The organism is Pyrococcus woesei (genome assembly GCF_050496105.1).
Classification (GTDB): Archaea; Methanobacteriota_B; Thermococci; order Thermococcales; family Thermococcaceae; genus Pyrococcus; species Pyrococcus furiosus.
In genome coordinates this window covers 444,311-463,081 of the sequence record NZ_CP179867.1, presented here as the reverse complement: position 1 = coordinate 463,081, position 18,771 = coordinate 444,311, and the positions used below count along the sequence as shown (strand labels likewise).

General features: G+C 42.2%; 20 protein-coding genes. 6 read left to right on the top strand and 14 right to left on the bottom strand.

The window, feature by feature from the left end; genetic code table 11:
• Nucleotides 1-37: 37 nt before the first annotated feature.
• From ACMFNG_RS02720 to ACMFNG_RS02705, 4 genes are read left to right on the top strand one after another with little or no spacing between them, the layout of a single operon-like run.
• Nucleotides 38-1,114, top strand: a complete 1,077-nt coding sequence (locus ACMFNG_RS02720; RefSeq protein ID WP_011013165.1) for an OB-fold nucleic acid binding domain-containing protein — start codon at nucleotides 38-40, stop codon at nucleotides 1,112-1,114.
• A gap of 1 nt (nucleotide 1,115) precedes the next feature.
• On the top strand, nucleotides 1,116-1,484 hold the full coding sequence (locus ACMFNG_RS02715) for a hypothetical protein (RefSeq protein ID WP_011013164.1): 369 nt from the start codon (nucleotides 1,116-1,118) through the stop codon (nucleotides 1,482-1,484).
• Nucleotides 1,481-2,290, top strand: coding sequence for an OB-fold nucleic acid binding domain-containing protein (locus ACMFNG_RS02710; protein ID WP_014835515.1), 810 nt, complete (start codon nucleotides 1,481-1,483; stop codon nucleotides 2,288-2,290). The genes ACMFNG_RS02715 and ACMFNG_RS02710 overlap by 4 nt, the downstream gene beginning before the upstream one ends.
• A gap of 45 nt (nucleotides 2,291-2,335) precedes the next feature.
• Nucleotides 2,336-2,986 (top strand): hypothetical protein, encoded by a 651-nt coding sequence (locus ACMFNG_RS02705; RefSeq protein WP_014835516.1) that lies wholly within the window; start codon nucleotides 2,336-2,338, stop codon nucleotides 2,984-2,986.
• Here ACMFNG_RS02705 and ACMFNG_RS02700 read toward each other — a convergent pair.
• From ACMFNG_RS02700 to ACMFNG_RS02635, 14 genes are all read right to left on the bottom strand, one after another.
• Nucleotides 2,983-3,153, bottom strand: a complete 171-nt coding sequence (locus ACMFNG_RS02700) for a preprotein translocase subunit Sec61beta (RefSeq protein WP_011013161.1) — start codon at nucleotides 3,151-3,153, stop codon at nucleotides 2,983-2,985. The genes ACMFNG_RS02705 and ACMFNG_RS02700 overlap by 4 nt on opposite strands.
• 130 nt (nucleotides 3,154-3,283) lie before the next feature.
• Nucleotides 3,284-5,575 carry a DEAD/DEAH box helicase gene (locus ACMFNG_RS02695; protein ID WP_430515194.1) on the bottom strand — a complete coding sequence of 764 codons (2,292 nt, stop codon included), beginning with the start codon at nucleotides 5,573-5,575 and terminating at the stop codon, nucleotides 3,284-3,286.
• Between the two features lie 8 nt (nucleotides 5,576-5,583).
• The gene (locus ACMFNG_RS02690; RefSeq protein WP_011013159.1) at nucleotides 5,584-6,348 is read right to left on the bottom strand and encodes a bifunctional fructose-bisphosphatase/inositol-phosphate phosphatase; all 765 of its coding nucleotides are present in this window, start codon (nucleotides 6,346-6,348) and stop codon (nucleotides 5,584-5,586) included.
• A gap of 2 nt (nucleotides 6,349-6,350) precedes the next feature.
• Nucleotides 6,351-7,154: a DUF63 family protein gene (locus ACMFNG_RS02685; protein ID WP_011013158.1), complete on the bottom strand. Its 804-nt coding sequence runs from the start codon at nucleotides 7,152-7,154 to the stop codon at nucleotides 6,351-6,353.
• Nucleotides 7,155-7,217: 63 nt separating this feature from the next.
• Entirely contained in the window at nucleotides 7,218-9,416 is a 2,199-nt protein-coding gene (locus tag ACMFNG_RS02680; protein WP_011013157.1) for an elongation factor EF-2, read from the bottom strand.
• Nucleotides 9,417-9,508: 92 nt separating this feature from the next.
• On the bottom strand, nucleotides 9,509-9,757 hold the full coding sequence (gene pcc1 / locus ACMFNG_RS02675; RefSeq protein ID WP_011013156.1) for a KEOPS complex subunit Pcc1: 249 nt from the start codon (nucleotides 9,755-9,757) through the stop codon (nucleotides 9,509-9,511).
• On the bottom strand, nucleotides 9,720-10,391 hold the full coding sequence (locus ACMFNG_RS02670; protein ID WP_011013155.1) for a ribosomal biogenesis protein: 672 nt from the start codon (nucleotides 10,389-10,391) through the stop codon (nucleotides 9,720-9,722). The genes pcc1 and ACMFNG_RS02670 overlap by 38 nt, the downstream gene beginning before the upstream one ends.
• 46 nt (nucleotides 10,392-10,437) lie before the next feature.
• The gene (locus ACMFNG_RS02665; protein WP_011013154.1) at nucleotides 10,438-10,587 is read right to left on the bottom strand and encodes a DNA-directed RNA polymerase subunit P; all 150 of its coding nucleotides are present in this window, start codon (nucleotides 10,585-10,587) and stop codon (nucleotides 10,438-10,440) included.
• A gap of 7 nt (nucleotides 10,588-10,594) precedes the next feature.
• Nucleotides 10,595-10,846, bottom strand: coding sequence for a 50S ribosomal protein L37ae (locus tag ACMFNG_RS02660; RefSeq protein WP_011013153.1), 252 nt, complete (start codon nucleotides 10,844-10,846; stop codon nucleotides 10,595-10,597).
• A gap of 62 nt (nucleotides 10,847-10,908) precedes the next feature.
• Nucleotides 10,909-11,259: a DUF1667 domain-containing protein gene (locus ACMFNG_RS02655; RefSeq protein WP_011013152.1), complete on the bottom strand. Its 351-nt coding sequence runs from the start codon at nucleotides 11,257-11,259 to the stop codon at nucleotides 10,909-10,911.
• Nucleotides 11,252-12,493: an NAD(P)/FAD-dependent oxidoreductase gene (locus ACMFNG_RS02650; RefSeq protein WP_011013151.1), complete on the bottom strand. Its 1,242-nt coding sequence runs from the start codon at nucleotides 12,491-12,493 to the stop codon at nucleotides 11,252-11,254. Before ACMFNG_RS02650 ends, ACMFNG_RS02655 begins: the two co-directional genes overlap by 8 nt.
• A complete protein-coding gene (locus ACMFNG_RS02645; RefSeq protein ID WP_011013150.1) occupies nucleotides 12,486-13,976 on the bottom strand; it encodes an NAD(P)/FAD-dependent oxidoreductase in 1,491 nt (496 codons plus the stop codon). The genes ACMFNG_RS02650 and ACMFNG_RS02645 overlap by 8 nt, the downstream gene beginning before the upstream one ends.
• A 12-nt stretch (nucleotides 13,977-13,988) precedes the next feature.
• Nucleotides 13,989-15,461, bottom strand: a complete 1,473-nt coding sequence (gene glpK, locus ACMFNG_RS02640) for a glycerol kinase GlpK (protein WP_011013149.1) — start codon at nucleotides 15,459-15,461, stop codon at nucleotides 13,989-13,991.
• Nucleotides 15,462-15,505: 44 nt separating this feature from the next.
• Nucleotides 15,506-16,252 carry a glycerophosphodiester phosphodiesterase family protein gene (locus tag ACMFNG_RS02635; protein ID WP_014835518.1) on the bottom strand — a complete coding sequence of 249 codons (747 nt, stop codon included), beginning with the start codon at nucleotides 16,250-16,252 and terminating at the stop codon, nucleotides 15,506-15,508.
• A 154-nt stretch (nucleotides 16,253-16,406) separates the two neighbouring features.
• Here ACMFNG_RS02635 and ACMFNG_RS02630 point away from each other — a divergent pair, with 154 nt between their 5' ends.
• Together ACMFNG_RS02630 and ACMFNG_RS02625 are read left to right on the top strand one after the other, a co-directional pair.
• Nucleotides 16,407-17,735 (top strand): SLC45 family MFS transporter, encoded by a 1,329-nt coding sequence (locus ACMFNG_RS02630; protein WP_011013147.1) that lies wholly within the window; start codon nucleotides 16,407-16,409, stop codon nucleotides 17,733-17,735.
• A gap of 13 nt (nucleotides 17,736-17,748) precedes the next feature.
• A complete protein-coding gene (locus ACMFNG_RS02625) occupies nucleotides 17,749-18,615 on the top strand; it encodes an alpha/beta hydrolase (protein WP_011013146.1) in 867 nt (288 codons plus the stop codon).
• Nucleotides 18,616-18,771 lie beyond the last annotated feature (156 nt).

Sequence of the window (18,771 nt, the reverse complement as noted above, 5' to 3'; positions counted from 1 at the left end):
ATATTCTCCAAAGAAATTACTATTTAGGTGAATGATCATGAGTGCATTTACAAAAGAAGAAATAATCAAGAGGATCCTGGAAGAAGTGGAAGGAATAACTCTAGAAGAAATTGAGAACCAAATAAGGCAAATAATGAGGGAAAACAATATTTCAGAGCATGCAGCTGCTCTCTTACTAGCAGAAAGGCTGGGAGTTGAAGTTACCAAAAGAGAAGAACAACCTTTAATGAAGATTAGCGACCTATATCCAGGAATGGATCCCCACGAGGTCAACATTGTTGGAAGAATACTTAAGAAGTATCCACCGCGAGAATACACAAAGAAGGATGGAAGCATTGGAAGGGTTGCCAGTCTAGTTATATACGATGATACTGGGAGAGCGAGGGTTGTTCTTTGGGATTCAAAAGTTTTGGAGTATTACAGCAAGCTAGAAGTAGGGGATGTTATTAAGGTTTTAGACGCCCAGGTTAGGGAGAGCTTATCTGGTTTGCCTGAATTGCACATTAACTTCAGGGCTAGAATAATTAAAAACCCAGATGATCCTAGGGTTCAGGATATCCCACCTCTTGAAGAAGTTAGAGTGGCAACTTATACGAGAAAGAAGATCAGTGAGGTCGAGCCTGGGGATAGATTTGTAGAGCTTAGGGGAACAATTGCCAAAGTTTACAGAGTTTTGGTATATGATGCATGTCCAGAGTGTAAGAAGAAGGTTGACTATGACCCAGGAATGGACGTTTGGATATGTCCAGAACATGGAGAGGTTGAGCCAATAAAAATCACTATTCTTGACTTTGGGCTTGATGATGGCTCGGGATACATTAGGATTACCCTCTTTGGAGACGATGCTGAAGAGTTGCTGGGAGTAGGGCCAGAAGAGATTGCCCAAAAGCTTAAGGAAATGGAGAGCATGGGCATGACTCTCAAGGAGGCAGCGAGAAAATTGGCGGAGGAAGAGTTCTACAATATAATAGGGAAAGAAATAATCGTGAGGGGAAATGTAATTGAGGACAGGTTCTTGGGCCTAATCTTAAGGGCCTCCTCCTGGGAAGAAGTTGACTACAAGAGAGAAATTGAGAGAATTAAGAGGGAATTGGAAGAATTGGGGGTGATGTGAAATGGAAGAAGTTACTCAGGTGAGAAAAAGAAGACCTGCTATAGAGAAAAAAATTGCTGAAATTACAGAGAATGATACGAGGGTATCCATAATTGGCAAGGTCATCAAGGTGGACAAGATGGAGTATCTTTTCTGGCTAGATGATGGTACTGGAGTGGCGATAATTGAGAGTGAGGGAGAGCTACCAAAAGTTGGGCAGATCGTTAGAGTTATTGGGAGGATAATCAAAAACGAGGGGATGCACATATACGCTGAAGTTATTCAAGACTTCAGTGAGGCAGACCTAGAGGCTCTTGAAGAAATTAGAGAATTGGAGAGGAAAATATTGCCTCAAATTGAAAGAGAAGTAATGATGTGGTGGTCACTATGAAAAAGAGATTACCTGCAAGTAGAGTTTATATTAAGGATATTTTAGAGGGATACTTCGTAAAAAGCGAAGGAGACTTTGAGCCAAATTATCTAATAACGAAAGACGCCAGAAAGATATACAGGGCTAAAATCGTTGGAACTGTGATAAGGGAGCCACTAATTGCAGAAGATGAGACATATGGAAAGTTTCAAATCGATGATGGGACTGGAGTAATATGGGTGCTTGGATTTAGAGACGATACCAAGTTCGCTAAACTTGTAAAGAAGGGAGATCTAGTCCAAGTTATAGGAAAGATAGCAGAGTGGAGAGATGATAAGCAAATCCTAGTGGAAGGTGTTGCAAAAGTCCATCCTAATATGTGGATTCTTCACAGGTATGAGACGCTGAAGGAGAAAATTGAACATGCGAGGAAAGCGAAGATTGCATTCGAGATATACAACACCTATGGGATAACCGCAAAGTCTAAGGTCATAGCTAAGAACAAGGGAGTTCCTGAGGAATTACTGGAAACAATTGATGAGCTCTATGGAATAATTATGGAAGAGAAGGCAATGGAAGAGCCGGTTGAAGAGCTTATAGAGGAAGAGATAACAGAAGAAGGAAAAGAAGAGAACGAAATATTGGAGAAAGTAAAGCAGGAGATTCTAGAGATATTAAGGTCAAAGAAAATTGCAGTATCGAGAAAATACATACTAAAGAAATTGGGAGAAAAGTATGACGAGGAGACAATAGAGGATGCGATTGCAGAGCTACTAGCGGATGGAGAAATTTACGAGCCGGAGACTGGATACTACAAACTGCTATGATAAAGTATAAGTAGATCCAATGAAAAAGAAGAAAGGGTGAACGGTATGGAATCTCCATCAAATCAACTGGTGAATAAGTTCGTGATATCTCTTCCTGAGGGAAAGATTTTAGGATTCGTAACCGACATCAATGTAGAAGTGTCGGACAACCAATACTATTTCATTTTAAGAATGAAGGTATTTGAAAACCTCTCAAGAGGAGAATTTCACCCAGGAATGTTTTCCTCAGAAAAGAAAATCAAAATTAAGCCAGAAGACATTGTAAACGTTGGCCCAGACGTAATAATCTTGGGAGATGGAAAAGTTCCACCACTTAGAGAAATAGAGAGGTTAGTCCACATAGCCGAAGAATATAATGCTTTGGTAAAAGAGTTAGAAAAGAAGGAAGAAGAGATAAAGAAACTCAAAGAGGAGAACAAAGAGTTGCAAAAAATTATAGAAGAACTTGAGAGAAAAGTTAAGAGGCTCGAGGTCATTGAAGATGACTTTGGCCACTTGAAGGAGCAACTATTGAAGCAGGAAGGTCAACTTGAGATGGCAAGAGAGTACATAAAATTACTTGAAGGAATTAGGCACGATATAGACGAGATAAGGAACAACATAACGTCCCTAATTTCAGGATACATTGAAGAAGTGATGAGAAAAGTAGTTAATGAAGAGCTCAATGCGAGGGGGTTAAAGAAGACGATAATCTAACCAAATATCCTAGGTCCAATTATTTGGAGTAAAACCTCAATCAGTATGAAGACTAAGACTATAGCCAGAGCTCCCTTTGGCGTTACTTTTACAGCTTTAGTGTCCTCATCGAAGAACCTCATTAGTCCTGCTCCAGTTGGTGGTAGGGTTGTTTTTTCCTTTGCCATTATTCACCACCTAAGGTGCATTTTTGAATAAGATATTTATAAATGTTTGTCGAAATTTCATTGCCCCCGGGAAACCGCGGCGGGGGAGCGAGCGGCGAGCTGTGAGCCCGCTTCGCTCCCCGGGGGTACACTACTCCTCATCCTCTATATATGGGGCAGTTATTACCCTTCTAATCTCCTTAGCAATCTTCTCTCCTATGCCTTCAACTTTCATTAACTCAGCAACGCTTGCAGTGAATACCCTTTCCACACTTCCAAAGTGCTTCAACAATCTCCTAGCTAGAGTTGCTGAGACGTGAGGTAATCCCTCAACTATTAACCTCTGCCTCTCGGCAAGGGTAAGGGCCTTCTTCTCACTTCTAATTCTCACAGGTTTTTCTCTCTCCTCTTGCTCCCTCTTTGCAATTAGAAAGATGTATTGAGCGGTTTCCTCTGGAGTAGATGAAAATATTATTGGGACCCCAAAGTCTACGGTTACCGCTGCTATTGCCCCCCTTATTGCATTTGGATGGACGTTTCTAATTCCGTATAAAGAACCTTCGACTATCATTATCGGTCTTGAGTATGCCTCTTTGAGCCTCTTAACTTGATCAAAAAGTCTACCATCAATAATTGACTGAATGAAGTCGTTAGCTGACTTCCTCTCAATTGCAACGTCCTCACTAATTATATAATCTCCCACATCGAGCGTTTTAACCTCTAACTTTACACCAAGAAGTTTAAGTCTCTTCACAACCTCACTCCTAAGCTCTCTGCTATCTACGACGACTTTTACACCCTCTTGAGCCTTTACCTTCTTTTCCTCTTTTTCAGTTGCTTCTTCTTTTTCCTTTTTCAACCACTTGTCTAGAGAGGTCTTTTCGCTCTCTTTTTCTCTCACAAAATCAACTAGAGAAGTTTGCTTCTGCTTTTTAATTGCCTGACTCACCTTAGCTATTGTCTCTTGCATTATCTTTTCCTTTTGCCTGGAACTCCAGTAGTATGCTTCATCTCTAGTCCCCTTGGCCATTAGGATTATAACTCTCCCCGGCATATGCCTGCCAGTTCTACCCCTTCTTTGGATGCTCCTTATGGCAGATGGTACTGGCTCATAAAACACAACCAAATCAACTTCCGGCACGTCAAGTCCTTCCTCTCCTACACTCGTTGCCACTAGAACGTTGAATTCTCCTCTAGCGAATTCGTCAAGAATTAATTTCTGCTCTCTCTGACTCAGTCCACGGTCATTTTCTTTGCTGGCCTGTCCAACGAACCTTTTAGCTTTTATTCCATCTTTCACAAGTTCATTGACTATCTTTTTTGCAGTTTCTCTGTAGTTAGTGAAAACTATGATTTTGGAATTTTGTTTCCTTTGGAGTTGTTCCCTAATTATTTCTTTTAACTTGTCCATCTTGGGGTGATCAAGCCCAATCTCCTTCGCTTGAACTAAAAGTGAGATTGCCTTTTTCATTCTCTTATCCGAGAATATTTCCTTGCTAGCCTTTGTTGATCCCGCTTTTGCCTCCTCATACAACTTCTTTATATAAGCCCTCAGGGCGGATAACCCTTGGGTTTCCAACAGCTCAATTGCATGATGTAGCTTAAGAGCCATTGCGTGATAGAGAAGCAAGCCTCTGAGATCATGATTACCTTTCGCCATTTCTTCGTTTATTATTTGCCCAGCTCTAAGAACTTCTTTCTTTGGAATGTCTGGGGAAGAAGATTCAAGAAGTACAGTTTCTGCCAACGGTTTAAGGGCATCTCTAAGCATTTCTCTTAAAAGTTTCCTTACTTCCTTGTATATTTCTGGGAGATCAACCCTAACCCATTCAAACCTTATTCCCTTAACGTAAGGTCTAACATCGGGAGAATTTTCGGAGCGGTATTCAATATGCTCAATTCCCAAGTTATTTATTACCTCCATGATCTTTTCAGGAGTGCTCCCAGGGGAGGCTGTTAACCCTATAACAAGTGGGTTTTTGGCCTGTCTTTTATACTCTCTTGCTATAAAGACGTAAGCGTAATTGCCCACAGCTCTGTGAGCTTCATCGAATACTATTAGCGAAACGTCTTCTAAAGATATTCTTCCCGCCAATAAGTCATTTTCAATAGTTTGAGGAGTGGCTACAATTACTTTTGCTCTCGCCCAGGCCTTACTTCTCTCTTCTGGGCTCTTCTCTCCAGTAAGTGCTACAATTTTTTCTGGAGGGAGGTTAAATAGCCTCCTAAAACTTTCCGCATGTTGAAGAACGAGAGGCTTAGTGGGGGCGAGCATTAGAACTTTTCCGCCATATTTCGTTAATCTATACTCTGCTATCATCATAGCTATCAGCGTCTTACCTAATCCTGTGGGCAGAACAATCAAGCAGTTTGTTTCTTTGCACTTGGCGTATATTACCTCTTGATATATCCTAGGCTGTATTAAGTCTCTCCTTAATAACATCACACTATCTACTCCAGTAAGCTTAAAATTGTTTTTAGCAACTCTTCGCTGTTCACGGCTATCACATCAAGCCTATCAGTTGCATTAAATGAAATATCTATATCCTTTCCCGCGGAGTCCTTAATAAGGGCTCCTGCCTCTTTTGCAATTATCGTTCCAGCAGCTATGTCCGTTGGCCTTACGTATTTCCTCACATCAACTACTCCATCTAATGCACCCATAGCTAGGTATGCCAATTCTAGAGCGATTGCCCCTAAGGTTCTAGTTCTCTTTACATGTTTAACGATTTCATGGCCTTTACCTCGAGAATAAAAGCTTATTGATGGCTTCTCGTCCGGGGTTTTTCTTACCTTTATTCTTTTTCCATTTAAAAAAGCTCCCTCTCCTGGGATTCCCTCAAAGAATCTCTCTGTCATAGGTTCATAGATAATTGCATATATTGGCTTATCTTTTTTAAATACTGCTAGACTCAAAGCAAAAAAAGGAATTCCAGCAATGAAGTTATATGAACCATCTAGTGGGTCTACTATAACGGTGTATTCACTCTCGTTATCAATAACACCAACTTCCTCGCTCACAACGTTGACTCCAAGCTCTGTGATTCTTGAAAGTATTAAATCCTCGGCGAGCTTATCAACCAGCTTTGTCTCATCTCCACTGGGGCTTATCTTTACGAGCTTTCCCCCATCAGGGTTTCCAAAGAAAGGCATTATTGTAGTTTCGAAATCTGAGATTATGTCAATGGCTACTTCCCTCCAGAACTTAAGCTTCATTTTTAAACCCCCATTAACATTCTTAATAAATTCCTGGTTCCTGGGGCAAAGCCCAGTATAAAGATTACCATTTTTATAAAGTCCAAGAGCTCCTTCTCTTCCCCTTCCTTTTCGAGTTCTTTAAGTAGCCATACTGCGGCGAAGAGGATTATGAACTTTAATACATACATAACTGCTGCAGTCCCAGTTAATCCAATTAGCAACCTAGGGAGAACATGTTGCTCCCAGTAGCCCATAAAGTCTACTCCCACAAAGGTGGTGGTTGCGTCATAGAAGTGGGCATAGAATAGGTATGAGTTCTCTCTAACTAAACTAACTTTCTTTGACAAGAGAAAGACCACAAGTTCGGCAAGAATTAGGAAGGGAATGAAGTACTTTAAGACAGCGAAATCAAAATTTATTTTGGAAATGTTAGCAGACATTGCAGCGAGATCTACCATAACTAAACCCCATCCAAACCATAAGAAAACTCCCCTCCAATCTTTGGCGAATTTATGTGAGACTAAAAGGGCAGAAAATGCTATTACAAAGACCAGGAAGTATATCCCAGGGGAAACAGTGAGATAAGTTCTCGGAAAAACTCCAGCATCTGTTAAGGCTCTTGTGAACGCTCCAAAAATCATGTAAGGAATTAGCGCTCTGAAGAATGCGTTGTTTATCTCAATTTTAAGCCTCTTTAGAACTTTATATACAAGTAAAGTTGCAATCCCCAAGATTATGGCATAGACAAGCGTGTTAACTGGGTTATATCCAGTATTATACTTAATTGGGTCAATAAAATATTTCTGAAAGAACTCTCTAATCATTAATCTCATCACCAAATATAGACCAAAGTCCAGAAAATAAAAATTTTTTGAAAAGAGAGGAAATCAGAACAGTGGACAGACGTCTTTTTCTGTTGGTGGATTGGGGTCAAGGCCCTTTCTCTGTCTGATCTGCCTGATTATCTGCTGAGCAAGCTCATTTGGAACTCTCTTGAATCCTGCGTGCTCTGTGCTCCATAGGGCTCTACCGCTTGTTGCACTTCTTATTGCTCCAGCGAATCCAAACATCTCAGCAACTGGAGCTTCTGCAATTATGGTCATTACCTCTCCCTCTTGCCTCATGTCAATGAGCTGACCTCTTCTCTGTGATATCTCCCTACTAACAGCACCCATGTACTCGTATGGGATGTTGATAATGACCTTCTGGTAGGGCTCGTAGAGGACTGGGCCTGCCTTCATCATTGCACAGTGAATTGCAGTTCTAATTGCTGGATAGATCTGAGCTGGACCTCTGTGTACGTTGTCCTCGTGAACTTGAGCATCAACAAGCCTAACTATTACTTTCATTACTGGCTCTTTGGCCAATGGTCCTTCATCCATAGCCTGGTGGAATCCATCTATGAGGAGATCCATAACTTCATTGAGGTACTGGATACCCTTTGTGTTGTCGAGGAACATGTTTCCATTGTAAATATCAACTACACCCCTTGCAATGTCATAATCCATTCCAAGCTCTGCAAGCTTCTTAGCTACGGCCTTTGGATCCTTGACCCTTCCCTCTGGTATTATTCCTTCCTTAATTGCCTGGTATATCTCGTCTGGCATTGGCTCAACTACAACGTAGAATCTGTTGTGCTTGTTTGGTGACTTACCTTCAACTATTGGGCTTGGCTTGGTTATGCTCTCTCTGTAAACTACTATTGGTTCTGAAACGTCGACTTCAATTCCCCAGTCCTTCTGTAGCTTGTAGAGCTTGACCTCAAGGTGGAGCTCACCCATACCACTGAGGAGGTGCTGTCCAGTCTCTTCATCGATCTTAACGTGAAGTGTTGGGTCTTCTTTGGCTAATTGCCTCAATGCCTCAATGAGCCTTGGTAAGTCTTTCACATTCTTGGCCTCTATAGCCACTGTAACTACAGGCTCGCTCACGTAGTGGAGGGCCTCGAATGGCTCGATTTGCTCTTCAGCAACAGTCTCTCCAGCCATTGCATCTCTAAGTCCAGTAACTGCAACGATGTTTCCAGCTGGAACGGCCTCCATGTTTATTCTCTCTGGACCCATGTAGATACCGACCTGCTGTATTCTTCCCTTTCTCTTGCTGTTGATTAGGTAAACCTCCTGACCACTCCTTACAGTTCCACTCCAAACTCTACCAGTGGCAACTTCTCCAGCGTGCTTGTCGATGATGATCTTGGTGATTACCATTACCATCTTACCCTTTGGATCACAGTTGAGCATTGCCTGGCCTATTTTGCTATTTATGTCGCCCTGCCAGAGGTGTGGAATCCTGTACTTCTGGGCCTCAATTGGGCTTGGGAGGTGCCTAACGACCATGTCAAGTACTACAACGTGGAGTGGGGCTCTCTGCCTAAGAGTCTTGTTGTCTCCCTTGAGAGTTAGGTCAATTATTTCGTTGAACTTAACTCCAGTTCTCTGCATGAATGGAACGCTTAAGGCCCAGTTGTAATAAGCTGAACCGAATGCAACGCTACCATCTTCAACCCTGACCATCCACTTCTTCTTGTATTCTTCGGGGGCGTATCTCTGGATTAACCTGTTAACGTCCATAATTATCTTGGAGAACCTTTCCATCATTTGCTGTGGAGTTAGCTTAAGCTCTCTGATAAGCCTATCAACCTTGTTTATGAAGAGGACTGGCTTGACATATTCTCTCAATGCTTGTCTCACAACTGTTTCGGTCTGTGGCATCACTCCTTCCACTGCATCAACGACGATTATAACACCGTCAATGGCTCTCATAGCTCTTGTAACGTCACCACCAAAGTCCACGTGTCCTGGAGTATCGATGAGGTTAATTAGGTAGTCCTTTCCTTCATAGTTGTGCACCATTGAAACGTTTGCCGCGTTAATGGTAATACCTCTGGCCTGCTCTTGCTCGTCGAAGTCTAGAACTAGTTGCTTTCCTGCCAGCTCTTCACTTATCATTCCAGCTCCGGCAAGTAGGTTGTCACTCAACGTAGTTTTACCGTGGTCAATGTGAGCCGCTATACCAATATTCCTGATTCTTTCAGGTTGGAGCATGAGCTCCTTGATCTTAGCAATCATTTCCTCTCTCCTACCCATTTCCACCACCTTCTAACCTTGCTCGGGTTTACTTAAAAAGTTAGGTTATAAAACTTTTCCCAGGTTGAGAGAATTCATTCAAAGTTGAAGCTCTAAACTTCAATTACATCGATTGCTGCCTTTATCCACCTGAGGTAAGAATTGACCGTCCCTCTAAGGGCAGAGGAATCTGTGGCCTTTATATCTAGGATTATTTTTTTCCCTTCCAGCTTGAAATCAATTTCACTCCTCCTATATGGAACGCTTAAGTGCTCGTAAAGAACAGCTTCATAAACAACTTTAGCAACATCTTCGGAGGGAAATTCAATCTCGATTTTCGCTTGAACTCTCTTGGCCTTCACCCTTTTCCCTCCGTGGAACCTTAATTCCTAGGGCCTCTTTGTAGTCCCATCTTCTACCATCTTCCATGATCCATATCTTTACGTTGATTAGAGGTCCAACCGGCCTGTCTTTTGTAACATCAAGCCTATAGAAGTTTATAACCATTCCTCTAGGATGCCTTTCAATAACCGCAATTACATCTGTATCGTATTTATCCGCTATGTATGTCAAGCTCTTATCTCCCCTGGGAACAAACTTTCCAGTGGTTAGTTCAGCAAAAACTTGGGCAAATGCAATGTGATCCCACCCAACCCTTTTGGCAGTCGTAACAACTAAAGGCATATCCTCTCTTATTGGATTGAGCCCCTTAAATCCCATCTCCCTCTGCAACTTTATACCATGAAGATACAAATATCCCAAATAACCCCAATCCTCGGGGTGGACTTTTATGAATGTCATTTTGAGGGGGTTCCCCTTCCAAACGTTTAATATGAGAAGCCTCTCATATCCCCTGTCATAAGCTTCCATGAGAAGCTCTTGGATGGTCTTCTTCCCCCTAGTCAAGTAAAGAGAATTGGGGAATACTCTCTCTAAATCATGACCAAAACTTCTAGTTCTTCTGGTAGGCCTATGTGAAGTAGTTATCAGCATCATAGGTGCTACCCTTAGGAAGTTTAAAAGAAAAGGTTAAAAATGTTAGCTAAATGGCCTTTACCCTTCTTGGAACCTTGGGTCTTGGCTTGTATAGAATCTTGCTACCACAATATGGACAACGGAGATCCCTTGTTATGGAAAGGTCTAGCTTAACCTCCCTACCACACTTAAAACATCTATACACGGCCTCAACCATATTACATTCACTCCGTTATCCTTCTAACGGCCTTTCCGGCAGGGGTAACTGGGAGGTAAGCTCCACCGGCAAATGTAGCTCCACACTTCTGGCACTGCCATATTCCAGTGCTAATTCTCTTCACCGCTTTTCTTCCACAGACTGGGCAGGTGTGTTTCTGTCTCATCTTTGCCTCTACTGCTGCAACTCTTCTTCTAATCTTGAGACCGTACCTTGCACCAAACCTACCGGCTGAACCAACCTTTTTGGTTCCGCTCATGAGCATCACCTCTAAATCATCGTGAGCTGAAGGGGGTTAAATCTGAAGTAGTTTATAAATGTTTAGGCTTCTCTGGTGGCTATTATCTTCACTCCTTCAAATTCTCCAACAACCTGGCCAACTTTTACTGGAGCTTTGAGCTTTAACTTGGCGAGCATCTTCATGAGCTCGGGGATCTTATCTTTTGGTATTGGCTTTTCCGTTTTAACACTTACGGTAGGCAATTTTCCTCCTTCAACTGGAATCACGCTCATGACAACTCTCTTTGGAGCCCTTATTTCTTCAATGGCCCACTCTTTTCCCCTGGGACATGTGTAGCCCTTTATATCCTTTATCTTCCCGGCTTCAATTTCAACTTCAATAGAGCAACTAAGGGGGCAGACAATGCAAGTGAGCCTATAAACTTCACTCATTCTTTACCACCTGCATCGTTATTTTTTCCTTGGCCTTTCTAATCTCCTCCCCCCTAAGCTTTATTCTGAGCATTTCTGATGGTTTAACTACTGGGAGACGAAGTTTCTTCCCTATTTCAGGGAATTCTAGAGTTACATCTTCTATGGGTCTCTGAACTCTTGCATAAATCCACACATCCCTCTCTCCGCTGAGGTAGTGAGGAGCTACAAGTCTAACGTTCTCTCCTTTAACTAGTTTTATCCATCTCGTACTCTTTATCCCCCCGTTTTCTATAAACTCTTTAGCGCCCTCGGCAGCTGTTTCACCCTGTTCTACAACGTAATCAACTAAATCGTTTATTAGCAGAGAATTTCCTGCCACGAATATCCCAGGAACGGAAGTTTCGAGCCTGTCATTAACCACTGGTCCTCCAGTTGCTGGATCTATCCTAACTCCAATCTCCTGGAGAAGTTTAACGTTTGGAATAAGTCCCGCAGAAATTATTAGGGTGTCTGCTTCGATCCAAAACTCACTCCCTGGGATTTCCCTTAGATTTTCATCTACCTTGACCACTTTTACTTTCTCTACTCTCTTTCTCCCCCTCACTTCCACTACCTTATGGCTTAGGTATAGTGGGATGTTGAAATCCTTTAGGATCATTAAATTTCTTGCAAGTCCTCCTGGGTAGGGCATTAGCTCGATTACAGCTTTTACATTGCATCCTTCAAGCGCAAATCTACGGGCCATTATTAGTCCCACATCACCAGAGCCAACTATGACTATGTCCCTCCCAGGGAGTATGCCATATAGATCCATGAGGGCCTGAGCCTCTCCAGCCGTGTAAATTCCAGCAACCCTATCTCCAACGATTCCTATTTCGAACGCATGCCTTTCTCTAGCACCCGCTGCATAGATAATAGTCTTTGTGGCAACTTTTTTCACACCTTCGGGAGATACATATGTCACAAACTTTTCCAGGTCAGAATAATTCTGAATCTCAATGACTCTTGCAGAAGTCTTTACTTCCACCCCATCTAACTTGTTTATCAGCCTGTATGCGAACTCTGGCCCAGTTAATTCCTCTTTAAAGTAGTGAAGCCCAAAGCCTGGGTGAATACACTGGGGTAGAATTCCTCCCAGGAAATCGTTGTCATCGAGCAATAATACCTTCAGGCCAAGCTCTTTGGCCTTAATTGCTGCACCCATTCCAGCTGGTCCTCCTCCAATGACAACGACGTCATAACTCTCAAGCACTGTTCTCACCTCTTAGCAATGCCTTAACATCTCCTATACCAATCTCGCTTCCCTCTCCCTTAAGAGTAATTTCCCAGGGTGGAACGTTGTATGCCTTTGAGAGAAGTTGAATTATCCTAACCCTACAAAAGCTTCCCTGGCAGGTTCCTGAGGTAGCTTTAGTCCTAAACTTTATTGAGTCTATGCTTGGAATTTTAACGCCTATGAACTTCATTCTCTCTATTGCCTCTAGAATCTCACCTTCAGTTACTAGGTTACACCTGCATACAATCTTTCCGTAAGCAGGGTTCTCTCTAATCAATCTGTTTGCTTCCTCTGGAGAGAGCATTGAGAATCTTGTTATATCCTTCCTATATGGGTTCCACTTTTCTTTTTCTATGAGCTTAATACCGAGATCCCTCTGGATTATCTCTGCAACTTCATAAGCAATTGCTGGGGCACTAGTAAGTCCAGGAGAACGGATTCCAGCAACGTTTATGAAACCAAAGACTTCTTCTTCAGCCTTAATTATAAAGTCTCCACCTGTGGGCTCTGGTCTTAACCCTGCAAATGTCCTTATTACCTTGCTCCTTGGAGGAAGGTTTGGCCACAACTTCTTTGCACCCTCCCATACCTCCTCTAGTCCTTCCCTTGTAGTTGCCAGGTTTTCCTTTTCTTCAGGTGGCAAGTCCTGGGCATTGGGCCCAATCATTAGATGACCGCTTATCTCTGTTGTAACTACAATTCCCTTACTAATTGGAGTCGGTGTTGGGAAAAGAACTCTCCTAGGTCCTGGGACGGTATCGTCAAATATCCAGTACTCACCCTTCCTGGGATGAATAGTGAAGTAATCGAGTCCAACCATTCTAGAAATTTCATCTGCATAAAGTCCGGCGGCATTTATTATAACATCTGCCTCAATGAATCCGTTGTTTGTCTCAACTCCTTTTACCTCCCCGTTCTGCACTTTTATTCCTTTAACTTTGGTGTTGAGATGGATCTTGACTCCATTGGCAACGGCATTCTCAACTATAGCTATTACCGCAGGAATAGGGCCAATCTGACCTACCGTTGGTATCCAAAGTGCTCCTTTTGCCTCTGGATTCAACCCTGGCTCCAAATGAAACAGCTCTTCTCTGTCAACGATTCTCATCTCGGGGACTCCATTTCTTATACCCCTCTCGAGAAGCTTTTCGAGTTCGTCAAAATCTTCCTCCTCCAATGCCACAACAAGGGCACCATTCCATATGTGGGGTATTTCTAGTTCCTTAACCCATCTATGCCAGAGTCTATTTCCCCTTACACAGAGCTTTGCCCTCATTGGGTATTTATCTGGATCGTCATCGTATCCACCATGAATTAAAGCTGTGTTTGCTTTACTAACACCCCAACCAACGTCGGGATTTTTGTCTATTAGATGAACCTCGAGGTTTTCATATCTGCTTAGAACTCTTGCTATACTAGCTCCCGTTATTCCCGCTCCAATTATCGCAACCTTAATCATTTATCCCCCTCCTCAACTCACAACTTTGGCCCAACCTAAAGCTCTCTTAACGGCCTCTTTCCATCCCCTATATAGTTTTTCTCTAGTTTTTTCATCCATCTGAGGTTCAAATACTCTCTCAGCTCTCCAGAGTTGTGATATCTCCTCCATGCTTTCCCAATAGTCTACGGCCAAACCAGCTAAGTAGGCAGCTCCAAGGGCAGTGGTCTCTTTAACTACAGGTCTAATAACTTTCTTATTGAGGATATCAGCCTGGAACTGCATGAGGAAGTTGTTAACAGTGGCTCCACCATCCACGCGAAGCTCCTTTATCTGTATCAGCTTTTCCATCTCTTCAATTACATCCCTTGTGAGGTAAGCTATGGCCTCTAAGGTTGCCCTTGCAAGATGTTCTCTCCCAGTTCCCCTTGTTATTCCAATTATCAACCCCCTAGCGAACTGATCCCAGTAGGGAGCTCCCAATCCTACAAATGCTGGAACGAAGTAGACTCCCTCGTTGCTCTCTAACTTAGTAGCTAATTCTTCAGTCTCAGCGGCATTGCTGATTATCTTAATCCCGTCTCTCAACCACTGAACAGCTGCTCCCGTGATGAAGATACTGCCTTCCAGGGCATAATTTACCTTCCCATTAATCCCCCATGCAACCGTTGTGAGGAGGTTATCTGAATAAAGAAGCATTCTTCCTGTATTCGCCAATATGAAGTTTCCAGTCCCGTAAGTGGCCTTTACCATTCCCTCTTCAAATGCTGCTTGGCCAAAGAGAGCAGCCTGTTGATCTCCAGCATCCCCACTAACTGGAATTTCTGGGCCAAGAATTTTTGTATAGCCATAGATTTCACTAGATTCTTTTACATCAGGTAAAATTCCATCGGGAATCTTAAAGATCTCTAAAAGCTCTTCATCCCACTCCAGCTTATTAATGTTGAACAACATTGTTCTGGAGGCATTTGAATAGTCCGTTACGTGCTCTCCCGTAAGCCTGTAAATTAGAAAGGTGTCAATTGTACCGAACATAACCTCTCCTTTTTCCGCTTTTTCTCTAAGCCCAGGGACATTGTCCAAGAGCCATGCTATCTTTGAGGCTGAAAAGTAGGCATCTGGAACAAGACCTGTCTTTTCTTTAATGACATCACTATATTCTCTCTTAATTTCCTCAACCATTTCAGCAGTTCTTCTGCACTGCCACACAATGGCATTGTAAACGGGTTTCCCATCTTTTTTCCAAATAACTGTAGTTTCACGCTGGTTTGTGACTCCAATAGCAGCTATTTGATTTGCCTCTATCTTGGCTTTCTCTATCGCAGTCTTTATTGCTTTCACTTGAGCCTCCCAAATTTCCTCTGGATTATGCTCTACCCACCCTGGCTTGGGATAGTATTGAGGGAATTCATACTGCCCAATTCCTAGAACATTGCTGTTCTTATCAAATATTATTGCCCTGGCGGAAGTTGTGCCCTCATCTAAAGAGAGGATATAGCGGTCCATTTAACCACCTGATTTAGAGTTATGAAAAAGAAGGGTTATTATTTTTACCTTATTCCCAGGGAAGAAAGGTAGGATACCATTCTCTCAACATCATTAGCTATTACAACTTCAAACATGCCAAGGAGCCTCTTTAGGTTCTCATCTACATAGAATAATTTGTCATCTTCCGTCCATAGAACTATCTTCAATCCTAAACTTCTGACCCATTTGATTGCTTGGTAAGTTTTCTCAAAGCCTATAATTGGGATTGCCTCCATAGGTACGTTTACAGACCATAGGTTTAGCTTTTCTTTAAGCTTTGGAATAAGCGGAACGGTTTCCTCTTTGTCCACTAGTAGGCCCATAATTGTTGTATCATCGTACTTTCTGTACTCTCTTAATGCTTCTATGTCAAAGGAGGATATCATAACTCTCTCAGGGTTATTCTCAGAGACTATCCTGGCAACTTCTTTTGCAGCATCCCTGTCCTTGATCTCTATATTGAGCAAAGCGTCTTTTGGTAAAATCTCGAAAACTTCCTCTAGAGTTGGAATTCTTTCCCCCATTCCGATATTGGCCTTTTTCAACTCCTCTAGCGTCATCTCCTTTTGTCTACCCTTGAGATTGCTAGTTCTATCGATTGTTTCATCATGCATTAATATTACCTTATTATCTTTACTCAACCACACGTCGATTTCAACACCATCTGCGCCCGCTTCAATAGCCTTTCTAATTGAGAGCAGGCTGTTCTCTGGATATTTTGCCATGTATCCCCTATGTCCAAGAACTATTATCTTATCTCTTTCCCACATAGGGTTTCCCACCATTCAATGCATGAGGAAGGATAATAACAATTTTTCTATACCCTATTAAATTTTTGTCATATTTTCAACTCCGTATCGGGAATTTCTTATTAACTCTAGGAGCCAAAATTGGCCAGAATGACAACTTGGGGGAGGGAAGAGAATGGAAAGAAAGTTCAGGTATTCGATGATATTCCTCCTTGGTTTTGGTTTCTTCGGTATAAGCATAATATGGTCCCTCTATAATGCATACATCCCAATTTTCCTGCAGGAGACATTCAAGATGAACAGGACAATAACAGGCTTCATCATGACAATAGATAACCTCTTTGCGGTTATTCTATTGCCCTTCCTGGGAGCACTTAGCGACATGACGAGAACGAGGATTGGAAGAAGAAAACCCTACATATTACTTGGAGCACCCTCTGCTGCAATAATGTTCGCCCTAATTCCAGTGGCGAGAAAATATGAGAATCTTGCCCTCTTTATGGGCACGATAATCTTCATGAACTTTTTTATGGCTCTCTTCAGATCTCCTGTCATCGCCTTCATGCCTGACATAACCCCAAGCGAAAAGAGAAGCCAAGCAAATGGGATAATAAACTTTATGGGAGGACTTGGAGCTCTGTTAGCTTACTTTGGTGGAAAGTTTCTCTATGACATCAACTACGCACTTCCATTCTATGTGGGTGCAATTGTCATGCTTTTGGCGAACCTCCTTGTCGTGATACTAGTTCCAGAGCCAGAAGAATACTGCATTAAGGGACAAAAGTTGGAAATTAGAAAAATACTTTCTGAAACCGCTCACAAGAGCTTTGGAGAGCTGAAAGAGAACTTAAAGGATGTGTTCCTAAGCAAAGAGAAAAGCTTACTAGCAATATTACTAGCGATATTCTTCTGGTTCATAGCGTTTAACTCCCTGGAAACTTTCTTCACCAGCTATGCCAAGTATCACCTGGGAATCAGTGAGAGCACAGGAGCCTTCATTATGGGAGTTGTTTCCCTAAGTTTCATGATATTTGCAATACCTGCGGGATTCCTTGGAGGAAAAATTGGAAGAAGAAAGACAATAACGGCTGGCCTTGTTTTAATAGTCATAGTTCTCATATTAGCCCATATATTGGGGCAAACAACGAAGCCAGCGTCCGACTCCTTGACTGATCCTGTTGTTCTCAAGTTCATGGGTCTGTTTTTCCTAGCTGGAATTGGGTGGGCAATGGTTAACGTCAACTCCCTCCCCATGGTTGTTGACATGACGGTGAGGGAAAAGGTTGGAGGATATACTGGATTATACTACTTCTTCAGCCAAGCAGCAAATCTTGTTGCCCCACCATTATCAGGGGCTCTAATAGACCTGACAAGCTATTCCACTCTTATCCCATTTGCCATTGTGTTCTTTGTACTGGCTGCAATAACCATGCAGTTCGTTAGGAGAGGGGACATCAAGGGTGGAAGTAGCGATATGTATGAGTACATACCAGATATGGACTAGGGGAGGGAGGTAGGTGATAATTGAAATACTTGTAGCTGCTTTAGTTCTCTTCCTAGTTTTTACAGCCTTTGTGGGGTATAAAATGGTAAATCCACCTAGGGTAGTAGGGAATTGGACTCCAAAAGACCTTAGCTTTGAATACAAAGACGTTGAAATCACCACCGAAGACAACGTTAAGCTTAGTGGGTGGTGGATAGATAATGGCAGCGACAAAACTGTAATTCCCCTACACGGTTATACCTCGAGCAGATGGGCCGAGCACTACATGAGGCCCGTGATAGAGTTCCTCTTAAAAGAAGGGTACAATGTTTTGGCATTTGACTTTAGGGCCCATGGAAAAAGTGGAGGAAAATATACAACTGTTGGAGATAAGGAAATTCTGGACTTAAAGGCCGGTGTAAAGTGGTTAAAAGATAATTATCCAGAGAAATCTAAGAGAATTGGAGTGATTGGATTTTCAATGGGGGCATTAGTTGCAATTAGGGGATTAAGCGAAGTTAAAGAAATTTGTTGCGGAGTTGCAGATTCACCACCAATATACCTAGATAAAACAGGAGCAAGAGGAATGAAGTATTTTGCAAAACTTCCAGAATGGCTTTATTCATTCGTTAAACCTTTTTCAGAACTATTTTCTGGTGGAAGGCCTATAAATGTTCTTAATTATACAAATAGCATTAAGAAACCACTCTTTTTGATCATAGGTAGAAGAGATACACTCGTAAAAGTCGAGGAAGTTCAAGAGTTTTACGAGAGAAACAAGCATGTAAATCCGAACGTTGAATTGTGGGTCACAGACGCTCCTCATGTAAGGACAATTCAAGTCTTTCCAGAAGAGTGGAAAAGTAGAGTTGGAGAGTTCCTTAAAAGGTGGATGGGATAAGTTTTTATTTTTTCATCCTAAATTTATCATCTATGAAAGCCAGAGTCCTGCTCCCTATTATCTTAGCATTTTACCTTTCTTCCTCTCTATTCACCCCACCGTAGTTGACAATCCTGAAGGAGTTAAATTTCTCCATGAATTCTTTAAAATTGTGAG